Here is a 12904-nt window from a genome sequence, read left to right on the forward strand (position 1 = left end):
GCCCGCGCCCGGGGCCGGGTGTGGGAACAGGGATCCCGTCCACCCGCGGAGGTGACGTCGTGGCGGCTGGCCGACGGCCGCTATCGGGTCCTGGGTCCGGAGGAGTCCGACGTTCCCGACACCGTGGACCGGGCCCCGGTGGAACCGTCGTTGGAGGACGCCTACCTGCTGCTGACCGGATCGGTCGCCCGTTGAGCGGCCCCGCTCGGACCCGACGGTGGGCGAACGCCGTCACCTTCGGGAGACTGACCGGGTTCAACCTGCGCCACCTGTTGAGGAGTCCGCTCTTCCTGCTCCTGGTTCCTGCGGCGGCGGCCCTGGTGTGGCTGACCTCCTACGAGTCCGGGATGCCGACCATGGGCGACTTCTTCAACGAGGCCGTGCTGTGCGCCGCCGGAGTGAGTGCCGCCATGTTCGCGGTCACGACCTTCCCCGCCCTGCGCGAAGTGCGGCACTCCCGGTCGATGCCCCTGCCCCTGCCCCCGACGGCCCGGCTGGCGTCGTTGGCACTGGCCTCGATCCTCCTCACCACCGCGCTGATGTGCGCCTTCCTGACGATGTACGTGGCGACCGCGTCGGCCCCCATCGCGGGGACACCGCAGCCGGCGGCGTTCGCGGGGGTCGTCGTCCTCGGTTGGGCCGGGCCCGTGGGCGCGGTGGCCTCGGTCGCCTGGACCCGTTCCTACGGTCCCTTGATCGCGGTCGCCCTGTTGCTGCCCCTGTACCTGTCGTCCTCGTTCTTGGCCTTCGACACCCGTGCGGACGTGATCGTCTCCCGCATGGGCAGCCTTGTCAGCATGGCGTTGCAGCCGCTGCCGATCCTCTATCCCGACACCGCCACGACCGCCCTTTTCTATCTGGCGCACGCCGTATCGATGGTGCTCTGCGCCGGTCTGCTCGCCCTGGCCGCGCGCCGCGACACCCGGTTCCTGCGCCCGGTCGGCCTGACCATGGCCGCTGTGGTCGTGGTCGGGATGTCCGCGCTGCACGTCCACGCCCAGCGCGAGTACTCCTACGACGCCCTGACCGCCAACGCCCGCCCTCGGGACCAGGCGACCGACTCCTGCCATGAGCTGGACGAAATGACCTACTGCCCGCTGCCCGGTTACGAGTCATGGGTGGGTTTTTGGCACGCGGACCTGGAGCCGGTGCTGCGCGTCCTGCCCGAGGACGTCCCCCGGCCGACGGTGTGGCAGGCCAACCACACCCTGCGCGCGGACGTCCTGATCCACCCGCCCGACGACGCCATCGTGCTGACCGAGTACTGGCTGCCCGACGACGAGATGCACCGCGCCCAGTTGCGCACCGACCTGGTCTCACACGTGCTGGACATGGACCGGACCACCGACGTGGGATACACGGGCACCGGACAGGCCCGAACCGTGGTCGGTGCCTGGACGGTGGCGATCGGGGGCGAGGGCCTGGATGCCGCGGAGTGGTTCCTGGCGGACTTCGCACCCGGCAGGGACGACCTGCGGCTGACCCACGCGATGCTCGCCCTGCCCGAGGAACAAGTGGCCGCGGTGGCGCGCGAGCACTGGGACACCCTGACCTCTCCGACCACGGGCACGGCCGCCCTCGCCGAACTGCTCGGACTGTCGCTGACAGGGCCCGACGCGATCCCCGAACCCGACTGGGCACGCTCCATCTTCGAGCCGGAGTTCATCGACCACCAGGGCTCACCACCGCCCGGCACCTGACGTTCGCCCGACCCCGGGACGGCCCGGCCACACCTTGCGCGTTACCGTGGGGAAGGTGAACTACCACTGGCACAAGGTCCTGCCGCCACTGAGCGCCTGATCGGGCGCACCGGCCGGCCTCTCCCCCGTCCCAAGGCCCCGCCTCCAGGGTGAGCGGTCCGGCCCGTCGTGCGTCCCGAAGCAACCCTTCAGGCGTCGAGACGGAAAGTACGAACGTGCCAGAACACACCTCCTCCACGGCCTCGAACGGGACGAACCCCACCCTGTCCCGGCTCACGGGCGGCCCGTTGCCGATCCTGGGCGCCGCGGTTCTGTGGGGCACCACCGGCACCGCGAGCTCCTTCGCCCCCGACAGCGCCCACCCCGCCGCGATCGGCTCGGCCGGGCTGGTCCTCGGCGGAATCCTGCTGTTCCTCACCGGACGGGGATCGTCCGCCCTGCTCACCCGCTCCGATGGGCGCACTCGGGCGATCCTGCTGCTGGGCGCGGTCGCGGTCGCCGGATACCCGCTGTCCTTCTACCCGGCGGTCGCCCATGCCGGTGTGGCCGTGGGGACCGTGATCACCCTGGGCAGCGCCCCGGTCTTCGCCGGCCTGCTGGCCTGGCGGCTGGAGCGGGTACGTCCCGACCGGCGCTGGACGGTGGCCACCGTCGCGGCCGTGATCGGCTGCGCCGTGCTCGTCCTGGGGCCCGATCCGGTCGGCAGCCCGACTCCGGTACGTCCGTCGGGGGTGTTCCTGGCCCTGGTGGCCGGGTTCTCCTACGCGCTGTACACGATCATCGCCGAACGGCTGATCCGCGGGGGGCGTACCTCCGGTGCGGTGATGGGCACGATGTTCGCGGGCGGCGGCATCCTGGTACTGCCGGTGGTCGTGACCACCGGGACGGCGTGGCTGGCCACGGTCGAAGGCGCGTTGGTGGCCCTGCACCTGGCGCTGTTCACCGTGTTCCTCGCCTACCGGCTGTTCGGGCACGGGCTGCGGCACACCTCGGCCTCCACCGCCACCACGCTCAGCCTCGCCGAACCGGCCGTGGCCACGGTGCTGGGCGTGGCCCTGGTGGGTGAACGCCTGCCGTGGGCGTCCTGGTCGGGGCTGGTCGTCCTCGCGTTGGGTCTGGCCGTGCTGAAGGCCCCCTCTGGTCGAAAGCCCCGATCACGCCGATAGCGACGGGTGCCCCGCGTTCCCGCGGGTGCGGGGCACCGCCCTCAGTCCTCGCCTCGTCCCTCCACCTCGATCTCCACCCGTCCCGGGTAGAAGGCGACGTGGTCGGCGATGCCGGCGACCCCCTCGTAGGGCCGTTGGTAGGTCCACACCGTGTCGGCGAGTTCCTCCTCGCCCAGATCCAGGTCGTAGTAGGCGGCGGTGCCCTTGTACGGGCAGTAGGTGGTGGTCTCGGTGCGACGCAGGACCTCGGGGTCCACGTCGGAGACGGGCACGTACTGGACCGGCCGGTAGCTCGCCTCGCTCAGGGTGAGCGCGGACGTGGTCCGGGCGATCACCCTGCCGTCCACCCGCACCGTCACGGGTGCTCCGGTGGGTTCGACGGTGATGGGGTGGTCCTCCCCCGGGCTGCGCTGTGCCATGGGCGTATCCCCTCTCACGGGCAACGGTCCCCACCCTCGGGCGGGTTATCCAAGCCCTTATGGCCCTTCCCCTGGTGGCCGACATGCGAACATCAGTACGCTGCGCGGCACGTCTCCCCCGATCAGAAGGAACCCCCTGTGCGCAGACCCGCGGCGGCCCTGGCCGCCCTGTCCCTGCTGTCCACGACCCTCGTGCTCTTCGGCCCCGAACACCCCGCCGAGGCCGCGCCCCTGGACGAGGCCACGGTGGTGCCGATCCAGGTCACCGGCGACCCCTCCGAACGGTTCAACCTCGTCCTGTTGGGCGACGGGTACACCGAGGACGAGATGGACCTGTACCACGATCAGGTCGAACAGCACCTCAACGTGCAGTGGAGCATCGAGCCGTTCCGCTCCTACCGGCACTACTTCAACGTGTATCTGGTGCAGACCCCCTCGGCCGAGTCCGGTGTGGACTGCGACCCCGCCGACGGTTGGGAGCGGCGCGACACCGCCCTGGGCATGGGCTTCTTCAACGGCTGCGACGAGGAGGCGCTGGAGCGATTGTTGACCGTGGACTCCGAGGCGGCCGACGCCGCCGCCGACATGGTCCCCGGTGTGACCGAAGACAACCGGCAGATCCTGGCCCTGGCCAACAGCGACACCTACGGCGGGGCCGGCGGACGCCTGGCGACGGCGTCCTCGGGCAACGCGCTCTCGGCACTGATCAGCCCACACGAACTCGGACATTCCCTGGGTGAACTCCAGGACGAGTACCCCTACTACTTCCGCGACACCAGTCTGGGCCGCTACGAGGGGGAGGAGCCCGATTCGGCCCACCACACGCTGATGACCTCCGAGGAGATGGTCGAGGAGGAGGCCGAGTGGTGGCGCTGGCTGGGTGAGGAGAGCGAGGCCGGCGGTACCATCCGGGCGGCCGACCCCGATGGGCACGAAGGCGGGCTGTACCACTCCGAGGGTGTGTGGCGGCCCAGCGCCCACTCCATGCTCAAGACCCTGGGCTACTACTTCGACCAGGTCGGCCGGGAGGTCATGACGCACCGGATCTCCGGCCTGCGCGACCAGGCGTCCCTGCCGGTCTCCGCCACCCCCGAGGGCGAGGTCGGCGCCGAGGACGTGCTGTGGGTCGAGGGCCCGCATCCGGTCTTCCACGAGCTGGAGTACACCTGGTCGATCGACGGCGAGGAGGTGTCCGAGGCCGCCGGGTCACGCCACCTGGCGCTGGACCGGCCGGCCCCGGCCGAGGGCGCCGAGGTGTCGGTGACCGTGCAGGACCCCACCGAGTTCGTCCGTGACCCGGCCGTCCGCGAGTCCGAGGCGATGACCCGCACACTCACCTGGACGGTCGGGGAGCCCTTGGAACCGGTCGAGGCGGAGGTCGCCTTCGACAAGCACCGCGACACCGAACGGGCGGTGGCCGCCGACGAGGTCGTCTACGCCGAGACCACCCGTCCCACCGACCGGGTGCTCGACGTGACATGGGAGCTGGACGGCGAACCCGTGTCCACCGCGACGGACGGACGCACCCTGGACCTGGGGGAGTTCGAACTGCGGACGGGCGACCACACGCTGACCGCCACGGTCACCGACCCCGAAGGCTCCGACTCGCAGACGCTCACCTGGACCGTGGACGCGACCGACCCCGAGGCTCCGCGCGAGCTGTCGACGCCGGCGGCCACGGTGACCGGCGAGGAACACCACCTGTTCCTCAACGAGTTCTCGATGAAGCTGACCCCTGAGGACGACCGGAACGGGCACGTGGTGGGCGAGTTCCGGGTCGACGGCGACGGCTGGCACCACTACTACGGCTGGCCCGAGGACTCCGAGGCGCCGTTCCGGTTCACTCCCGACGGGATCAACGTCGACGACCTCGTCTACGGCAGCCTGGGCGGCGGTGGCCTGTCCATGGCGGTCTTCGAGGTGGACGGCCACGAGAGCGGCTGGGGCACCCACACCGTGGAACACCGCGCCATCGACTCCGCCGGCAACATCGGCGCCCCCGACGACTTCCGAGCCACGGTCGTGCCCGGGGCCGACCTGGAGTGCACCGAGACCGTCACCGACGACGTCTTCGGAGGGTTGACCGTCGATGAGGGCGTGCTCTGCCTCGACGACGTGAACGTACGCGGTCCGGTCACCGTCACCGAGGGCGCGTCCCTGGTGGTCGAGGGCGGCGCCCTGCGCGGTGGCCTGTCCGCCACGGGAGCCGACACCGTGCGCCTGACCGATGGCGACGTGCGCGGCGCGGTCTCCATCACCGGCACCACCTCCGAGGTGACCATCCTGGGCACGGCGCTGACCGGTTCGGTGGCCCTGCGCGACAACACCCAGGTGCCGGCCCACACCTGGACCGGTGAGGACGGGTACGGCCCCGTCGTGGCGGGCTCCAGCGTGCGCGGTTCGCTCGCCTGCTCCGGCAACGGTCCGGACGTGACCGACTTCGGTGCGGCCAACGACGTCACGGGGGCGGTCTCCGGAGACTGCTCCGGCCTGTAACGACCGCTTCGGCCCGTAACGACGACGGGGGCCGGTCCGGAACGACGAAGGTGTCCGGACCGGCCCCCGCGACGCTTCGTCAGTCCTGGTCCTCGCGGTGACGACGGGCGAGCCTGACCGGCTCCAGCACCGCGACGCACTCCACGTGGTGGGTCATGGGGAAGGCGTCGAAGGCGCGCAACCCCACCAGCTGGTAGCCGGAGCGGTCGAAGTCGGCCAGGTCGCGGGCGAGCGTGGCCGGGTCACAGGAGACGTAGGCGACACGGCGCGGCTTCATGCCCGCCACCTTGCGCACGACCTCCTTGCCCAGGCCGGCGCGCGGCGGGTCCAGGGTGACCACGTCGGCGCGCACGTCGGCCCACTCGCGCATCTGCTTGGCCACGTCGGCGCGCTCGACGCGCACCTGCGGCTGGTCCTTGAGGTTGTACTGGGCGTCGCGAACGGCGTTCTCCCCGTTCTCCACGCCCATCACGCGGCCCTCGGGGCCCACGGCCTCGGCGAGCGCGCCGGTGAACAGGCCGGCGCCGCAGTACAGGTCCAGGGCGGTCTCGCCCGGCTTGGGCTCCAGGGCCTCCAGAACCGCGGCGGAGAGCGTCTCGCCGGCGGCGGGGTGGACCTGCCAGAATCCACCGGCGCCGACCCGGTACTCACGGCCCGCCACATCCTCGCGCACACCCTTGCGGCCGCGCACCGACTGCACTCGACCGCCCTTGAAACGGCGCAGCACCGCGCTGGAGGCCTTGAGGTCGGGCAGATCGCCGAGCTTGGCGGTGGTGGGGGTGACGACGACGGCGCGGTCGGCGCGGGTGGCCGAGGCCACCGCCTCCACCTCCCTCACGTCCTTCCAGGTCACGTCGGTGACGCCGAGTTCACTGACGCCGGGGTGGGCGATCAGGCAGCGGTCGATGGGTTCGATGTCGTGGGAACGGTGACGGCGCAGACCGGCGTGGCCGTCCTCGTCGACGGAGAAGCGCACGCGGGTGCGCCAGCCCAGACCATCGGGGGTGCCGGGCAGTTCCTCCACGTCCACGGCCATGTCGATGCCGGCGATCCGGCTGAGCTGGTCGGCGACCACCTTGCCCTTGAGCCGACGCTGGGCGTCCAGGGAGGCGTGCTGCCAGTCGCAACCGCCGCACATGCCGGGCCCGGCGAACGCACAGGGCGCCTCGACGCGGTCGGGTGAGGCGGTGATGACCTCCACGGCCTCGCCCCGCAGGAAACGGGTGGTCTGCTCGGTGACCTTGACCCGGACGTGCTCGCCGGGCAGGGCGTGACGGACGAAGACGACCTGCTCGCCGTGGCGTCCCACGCACCAGCCGCCGTGGGCGACGTCGTCGACGTCCAGCTCGATCTCGGTACCTACAAGGGTCATGGTGGTGTCCTTCGGTGGTCGGGTCCTACGGTGACCCTGCGCGCACAGCCACCAATCCGCCCCAATCTACCGGGCCTTTTCCGATCCGCGGACTGGATCCGGTGCCGTCCGCCGGGGTGGTCGCGCGTATCACTCGGATGTGTGCCAAGGTGGAACCATCGGGCGACGGGACCGGACCCGTGCATCCCGAGGTGGACGGGGAGTGCTGACGAGGTGCACATCGTGATCATGGGGTGCGGTCGGGTGGGTTCCACCCTGGCGCACACACTGGTGGATCTGGGCCACACGGTGGCGGTGATCGACCAGGACCCGGACTCGTTCAGACGTTTGCGCGGCTCGGTGGCCAAACACGCGGTGCGCGGCGTGGGCCACGACCGTGAGGTGTTGTTGTCGGCCGGTGTGGACCGCGCGTCCGCGTTCGCCGCGGTCAGCAACGGTGACAACTCCAACATCATCGCGGCGCGGGTGGCCCGCGAGGCGTTCGGGGTGGAGAACGTGGTGGCGCGCATCTACGACCCGCGCCGGGCCGAGGTGTACCAGCGCCTCGGGATCCCCACGGTGGCGACGGTCAGTTGGACCGCTGACTCGATCCTGCGCCGGGTGCTGCCCGGTGACGGCGGGCTCGACACGGCCCCCGAGTGGCAGGACGCCTCGGGCACCTTGACCATGAGGGAGATGCCCCTGCCCTCGGGTTGGGCGGGTTCGACCGTCGCCGAACTGGAGGAGGCCGTTCCCCTGCGGCTGGTGTACCTGGTGCGCCAGGGCCGGATCTCCCTCGCCACCGCCGGCGAGACGTTGGTCGAGGGCGATGTGCTGCACGTGGTGGCGCACGGCCGCGACATGGGCGAGCTGACAGGGCGGTTGGACAAGCCGCTCGAGGACGAGACGGGGCGTGGGTGAGATGCGGATCGCCATCGCGGGGGCCGGAAGCGTGGGCCGTTCCATAGCCACGGAACTGGCGGGCAGTGGACACGACGTGTTGTTGATCGACCGGGACACCCGGGCGATCGGCGTGGACGACCTGCCCCAGGTGGAGTGGTTGCTCGCCGACGCCTGCGAGCTGGCCACCCTGGAGGACGCCCGGCTGGGCGACTTCGACGTGGTCATCGCAGCCAGCAGCGACGACAAGGTCAACCTGGTGGTGTCCCTGCTGGCCAAGACCGAGTTCGGGGTCGATCGGGTGATCGCCCGCATCAACGAGCCCGACAACGAGTGGCTGTTCAATGATTCCTGGGGCGTCGACCTGGCGGTCTCTCCTCCCCGGTTGATCGCCGACCTGGTCGAGGACGTGCCCGACGAGGAGGACTACCCGGAGGAGGAGGGCACCCTGCCGCCCCTGCCGGGCGCGGAGGTCGCCGAATCGGTACTGCACGCGGGCAGCCCGTTCGTGGACCGCACCGAATCCGAGCTCACCCAGGCGCTGCCCGAGGGCGTGGCGCTGGTGGCGGTCCTGGGCCCGGGCGGGGTGCGCCCACCGGACCCCGAACGCACCCTCGCGGTGGGCAACACCGTGGTGTTCCTGGCGGAGCCGGACTCCCTCGGCCCCCTGGAAGCGGTCCTCGGCCCCGTCGACGAAGCCGACCCGGCCGCCATCGACTAGCCCGGTGCCTCCAGCAACCGTGGAACGCCCGCTCGCCGGCGGATCCGCCGGGCCCTCCGTCGAGGCCGATGACGGGCGCAGGGCCCCGGAGGACGGAGCCTAGTCGCGGTCGGGATCCGAGGCCGTCTCCTGCTCGAAGTCCCCTCGCTCCTGATCCAGTGGGGTACGGCCTCGGGCCAGGACCCACACCATGCCGGCGAAGGCCGCCACCTGCAGGGGCCAACCCATGGCGACCTTGGAAAAGCCCAGGATCGCGAAGGTGTCGGCCCAGCCCTGGTTGTCGGCGAACCACAGCGGATACTGGACCAGGACGCGGATGACGCACGGCAGCACCAGCAGCCAGGTCAACCTGGAGGCCAGCTTGACCACGGCGGGATTGCTCCGCCAGGAGGTGAAGTCCTCCTTGTGCCCGATGAACGGGCCGATCATCAGCCCGATGGCCGGCCAACGCAGCAGGACCGAGACGCTCAGCACCAGCGCGTAGACGGCGTTGTAGATGACACCGGGCAGGAACGCGTCGGCGGCGTTGCCACTGCGCATGGCGAACAGCGCGGCGATACCGATGCCGAACAGACTGGTGACGACGTACTGCACCGAGGAACGCTGCACCAGGCGGAGCACGCCCAGCAGCAGGGCGGCGACCACACCGAGAACGATCGACAGTCGCAGCTCGGAGCCGATGATGTAGGAGATGGTGAAGGTCAGCGTCGGGATGGCCGCCTCGACCATGCCTCGCTTACCGCCGAGGGCCTCGGCGAGCTTGCTACGGACCAGGGCCTCCACCGTGCCCTCGGTGATGGCGGCGGCCGCCGCCCGGTCCGCCTCCTGGGCCGTCTCTTCGGAGGCCCGTTGCTGCTCAGTCATCCCGCTCCCGCATCTGGACCCCTAGGGCCGCCGGCCATGATGCACCACCCTACGCGAGTCGACACCGGCCGGGTTCGATGTTCTCGGCGACCGTGCGGGTGGCTCGACCGGTCTTGCCCTCCTTCGTCACGGCTTGTCGCGTGCGACTTGTCACCGGCTCCTTACACGCCGACGGAACGCGGCGGGCCCTGGCGCCGCCTCACCATCGTTCCGTAACCTGGCGGCCCACCCGCACACGCCGAGGAGGCCCGTTTGAGCACCACCGGACAGGACCGTCCGCCCCAGGAGGACCACGCACGCTTCGCCGCCGTCCTGGAACGGGAACTGTGGGACGCCGGCACCTCCCACATCTGGTCGCCGTACTCGGTCGGTGCGGTGCTCACCCTGCTGGCCGAGGGCGCCGGCGGCCGGACCCGAAGCGAACTCACCGATCTGTTGGCCCCGGGCGGGGACCTGTCGGGTCATGTGAAGGCCCTGGACGAGGCGGTGGCGGCCGCCGAGGGGTTGGACCTGGCGGTGCTGAACGGGCTGTACGTGCCCGCCGACCTGCCGGTGCGCGCCGACTTCGAGGAGCGGGTCCGGTCCCGGGCCGGGGCGGAGGTGGACCTGGTCGACTTCCGCGGCGACGCCGAGGGGGTGCGCCGAAAGGTCAACGCACGCGTCGGTGAGGTCACCCAGGGGCTGATCGACGAACTCCTCTCCCCCGGCACCGTCGACCCCGACGTGAGAATGCTGCTGGTCAACGCCCTGTGGGTGAAGATGGTCTGGTGCGACCCCTTCGAGGTGGAGCGGACCAAGGACCGCACCTTCCACTCCCCCGCGGGCAAGCGGAAGGTGCCCACCATGCACCGCACCGGCCGCATGCTCCACGCCGAGCACGACGGGTGGCGGATGGTGAGCCTGCCGGGTGAGCACGGGCTCACCCTCGACGTGTTCCTGGGCCAGGAGGAACCACCGGACGAGCGGACACTGCGCGACCTGTACCGGCACCGTCGCCAGGAACAGATCGAGTTGGCGCTGCCCCGGTTCGCCGTGGACAGCGACATCGCCCTGCTCGATCCCTTGGCCGCCGGTGCCGTCCCGGTCCGTGCTCTGGCCACCGACGACGCCGACTTCTCCGGGATCAGCACCGAACCGCTCAAGGTCGACGCGATCGTGCACCAGTCGGTGCTGCGCGTGGACGAGCGCGGTGCCGAGGGCGCGGCCGCCACCGCCGCGGTGATGACGATGGCCGCCGCCATCCCGACCAAGCCGAAGAGGTTCACCGTGGACCGCCCCTTCCGCGTCGCGCTGCGTCGTGGCCACGCCCTGCTGTTCACCGGTCACGTCACCGAGCCCGTCGACCCCGGCCCCGCACGGTCGGACTCGTGAGCGCGGACGGCACGCTCACCGAGGATCCCTCCGCCGACGAGGCACTGGTGCGGTCGTTGTTGGAGTCCCAGCACCCGGATCTGGCGGGGCTGGAGCTGCGCGTGGTCGACGGCGGCTGGGACAACCGGATGTGGCGCCTGGGATCCGAACCGGCCGTGCGCATGCCGCGCACCCCGCACGCTCCGGGGCTGCGGCGGAAGGAACACCGGTGTGGCTGCACGGGGAACCTGCGCCCCGCCAACGTCGTGGGTAACGTCGGCGCCCTGACCGGGGTGATCGACTTCGGCGACATGTGCGCCGGTGATCCGGCGACCGATCTCTCTGCGGCCTGGCTCCTGCTTCCCTCGGGTTCGGCCGAGCACTTCTTCACCGAATACGTCCGTGCCGACGAGGCCACCGTCCTGCGGGACCGAGGGTGGGCGCTGCTGCGCTGTCAGGGGCTCATCGAGTTCGGTCGCGCCGGGGAGGCCGGTCTTACCGGTGGCGAACCCACCTGGAAGGGACCGGCCCTGGAAGCCCTGTCCCGGGTCCTCGCCTCACCGCCCTGACCGACCGCGCGCGTTCAGGAGACCAGGAACAGCGAGGTGGCCTCGGTCAGCCTCTCGTGGGCCTCCTCCTCGCCCAACTCCGGTTCCTCGTCACCGGCCTGGGAGCCGTAGGCACCGAACTGGGCGTGGTTCATGCCCTCCACGGTCACGGTGACGGTGTCGGGTGGCAGCGCCGGTCTTCGTTCCGCGATCTCCGGCAGGGGCAGGACCCCGTCCCTGGTTCCGGCCACCGAGAGCACCCGCAGGTCGTCACGGTCGGCCAGGTCGGCGGCCTCCACCGCGTAGGAGGCCCACAGCACCAGTCCGGCCCAGTCGGTGTGGGTGTGGCCGGTGCCCACGTGTTGGGCGGCGAAGGCACCGCCCATGGAGTGTCCGCCCAGGTACCAGGTGTCCACCTCCGGTAGTTCGGTCACCACGTCCTCGGCGCGGTCCTGGTCGAACAGGGCCAGGTTGAGGCGCATGTCCGGCACGACCACGGTGACCCCGGTGGCGGCCACGATCGGTGCCCAGGTCGCCGCATAGGCGTCCGGCTCCACCCGAGCACCCGGGTAGAACACGACCCCGGTACCCGATGGTTCCCCGGTCGGGGACAGCAGTACCTGGTCCTCGCCCCGGGTCACCGCCACGTCCGGGTTCTCCTGCGCCCGTCGCAGCGGTTCGGCCTCGGCCCGGTGCGGAGTGAGCGCCCAGCCGAAGAAGACCGCGGTCGCCACGAGCAGCAGCGCCACCACCGTGGCCAGGGTCCACAACAGAACCCCTTTCAGGCGGGACCCGTTCACCGCGGCCTTCCCCATCGGCCTCTCCCGTCGGTTCTCAAACCTCGAACACCTCGAAGGAGGTGGCCAGCGGCACCCCCACCTGCTCTCCCGCTCGGACGGCGGCCTCACGCAGGAAGGTCTTCTGTTCGAACCCGTCCAAATCGGCCAGGTACACCTCGTGCGCGTCCAGGGAGGCGATGCCCGCGTCCAGGTTCTCCTCGCTCAGCTCCACGTAGTGCGTCGACTCCGGCGCGGCCCCGAAGGCCACCATCCGCACCCCGGACCACGGTTCGTTCCCCTCCGCCGACTGTTCGGGGAAGACCCACCGGTTCGCGGCGTCTCGCACCGCGTCCAAAAGAGCCGGTCCCAGAACACGGTGGTCGGCGTGGTTGAACCCGCCGCCACCGGCGAAGTGCTCCCGGAAGTTGATGGACACGATCACCTCGGGCCGGTGCCGGCGGATCGCCTCGGCCAGGGCCCGACGCAGTGGCAGCCCGTACTCCAGCATGCCGTCGGGAAAGTCCAGGAACTCGACGGTGCCGGCACCGACCGCCTCCGCCGATGCGTGCTGCTCGGCCATGCGCACCGGTGCGCAGGCGCCCGGGTCCAG

General features: G+C 71.0%; 12 protein-coding genes and 1 pseudogene. 8 read left to right on the forward strand and 5 right to left on the reverse strand.

Annotated features, from left to right (window positions below; genetic code table 11):
• The 3 genes and pseudogenes from K8V84_RS17660 to K8V84_RS17670 form a co-directional block, all read left to right on the forward strand.
• A pseudogene (locus K8V84_RS17660) lies at nt 1-195 on the forward strand (ABC transporter ATP-binding protein); the annotation flags it as partial.
• Nucleotides 192-1700, forward strand: a complete 1509-nt coding sequence (locus K8V84_RS17665; protein ID WP_304076277.1) for a hypothetical protein — start codon at nt 192-194, stop codon at nt 1698-1700. The pseudogene K8V84_RS17660 and the gene K8V84_RS17665, both read left to right, overlap by 4 nt.
• Nucleotides 1701-1915: 215 nt before the next feature.
• On the forward strand, nt 1916-2866 hold the full coding sequence (locus tag K8V84_RS17670) for a DMT family transporter (RefSeq protein WP_304076279.1): 951 nt from the start codon (nt 1916-1918) through the stop codon (nt 2864-2866).
• Between the two features lie 41 nt (nt 2867-2907).
• On the opposite strand, the gene K8V84_RS17675 is transcribed toward K8V84_RS17670, so the two are convergent.
• Complete coding sequence (locus K8V84_RS17675) at nt 2908-3285, reverse strand: DUF427 domain-containing protein (RefSeq protein WP_304076280.1); 378 nt, start codon at nt 3283-3285, stop codon at nt 2908-2910.
• A 138-nt stretch (nt 3286-3423) separates the two neighbouring features.
• On the opposite strand from K8V84_RS17675, the gene K8V84_RS17680 reads away from it, so the two are divergent.
• Nucleotides 3424-5781, forward strand: coding sequence for a M64 family metallopeptidase (locus K8V84_RS17680; protein WP_304076281.1), 2358 nt, complete (start codon nt 3424-3426; stop codon nt 5779-5781).
• A 79-nt stretch (nt 5782-5860) separates the two neighbouring features.
• Here the strand turns inward: K8V84_RS17680 and K8V84_RS17685 are convergent, their stop codons facing one another.
• Complete coding sequence (locus K8V84_RS17685) at nt 5861-7153, reverse strand: class I SAM-dependent RNA methyltransferase (protein WP_304076283.1); 1293 nt, start codon at nt 7151-7153, stop codon at nt 5861-5863.
• 213 nt (nt 7154-7366) lie between these two features.
• Between K8V84_RS17685 and K8V84_RS17690 the strand changes: the two genes are divergently transcribed.
• Both K8V84_RS17690 and K8V84_RS17695 read left to right on the forward strand, forming a co-directional pair.
• Nucleotides 7367-8053: a TrkA family potassium uptake protein gene (locus tag K8V84_RS17690; protein WP_304076284.1), complete on the forward strand. Its 687-nt coding sequence runs from the start codon at nt 7367-7369 to the stop codon at nt 8051-8053.
• Nucleotides 8046-8753, forward strand: a complete 708-nt coding sequence (locus K8V84_RS17695) for a TrkA family potassium uptake protein (RefSeq protein ID WP_304076286.1) — start codon at nt 8046-8048, stop codon at nt 8751-8753. The genes K8V84_RS17690 and K8V84_RS17695 overlap by 8 nt, the downstream gene beginning before the upstream one ends.
• A 99-nt stretch (nt 8754-8852) precedes the next feature.
• Here K8V84_RS17695 and K8V84_RS17700 read toward each other — a convergent pair whose 3' ends face one another.
• Nucleotides 8853-9617, reverse strand: coding sequence for a DUF3159 domain-containing protein (locus tag K8V84_RS17700; RefSeq protein WP_304076288.1), 765 nt, complete (start codon nt 9615-9617; stop codon nt 8853-8855).
• 252 nt (nt 9618-9869) lie between these two features.
• Here K8V84_RS17700 and K8V84_RS17705 point away from each other — a divergent pair, with 252 nt between their 5' ends.
• Both K8V84_RS17705 and K8V84_RS17710 read left to right on the forward strand, forming a co-directional pair.
• Nucleotides 9870-10988 (forward strand): serpin family protein, encoded by a 1119-nt coding sequence (locus tag K8V84_RS17705; RefSeq protein ID WP_304076290.1) that lies wholly within the window; start codon nt 9870-9872, stop codon nt 10986-10988.
• On the forward strand, nt 10985-11536 hold the full coding sequence (locus tag K8V84_RS17710; RefSeq protein WP_304076292.1) for a phosphotransferase: 552 nt from the start codon (nt 10985-10987) through the stop codon (nt 11534-11536). Before K8V84_RS17705 ends, K8V84_RS17710 begins: the two co-directional genes overlap by 4 nt.
• A gap of 14 nt (nt 11537-11550) precedes the next feature.
• Here K8V84_RS17710 and K8V84_RS17715 read toward each other — a convergent pair whose 3' ends face one another.
• A complete protein-coding gene (locus tag K8V84_RS17715; protein ID WP_304076294.1) occupies nt 11551-12315 on the reverse strand; it encodes an alpha/beta hydrolase in 765 nt (254 codons plus the stop codon).
• A gap of 34 nt (nt 12316-12349) precedes the next feature.
• Nucleotides 12350-12904 (reverse strand): PIG-L deacetylase family protein (locus K8V84_RS17720; RefSeq protein ID WP_304076296.1); only part of this gene is annotated, 555 nt, incomplete at its 5' end.

The organism is Nocardiopsis listeri, from assembly GCF_020741345.1.
GTDB lineage: Bacteria > Actinomycetota > Actinomycetes > Streptosporangiales > Streptosporangiaceae > Nocardiopsis > Nocardiopsis listeri_A.

What these genes read in the sequence shown, in the direction of transcription:
- K8V84_RS17675 (WP_304076280.1), bottom strand. Translation starts at nt 3,285, where the DNA reads ATGGCACAGCGCAGCCCGGGGGAGGACCACCCCATCACCGTCGAACCC.
- K8V84_RS17685 (WP_304076283.1), bottom strand. Translation starts at nt 7,153, where the DNA reads ATGACCCTTGTAGGTACCGAGATCGAGCTGGACGTCGACGACGTCGCC.
- K8V84_RS17700 (WP_304076288.1), bottom strand. Translation starts at nt 9,617, where the DNA reads ATGACTGAGCAGCAACGGGCCTCCGAAGAGACGGCCCAGGAGGCGGAC.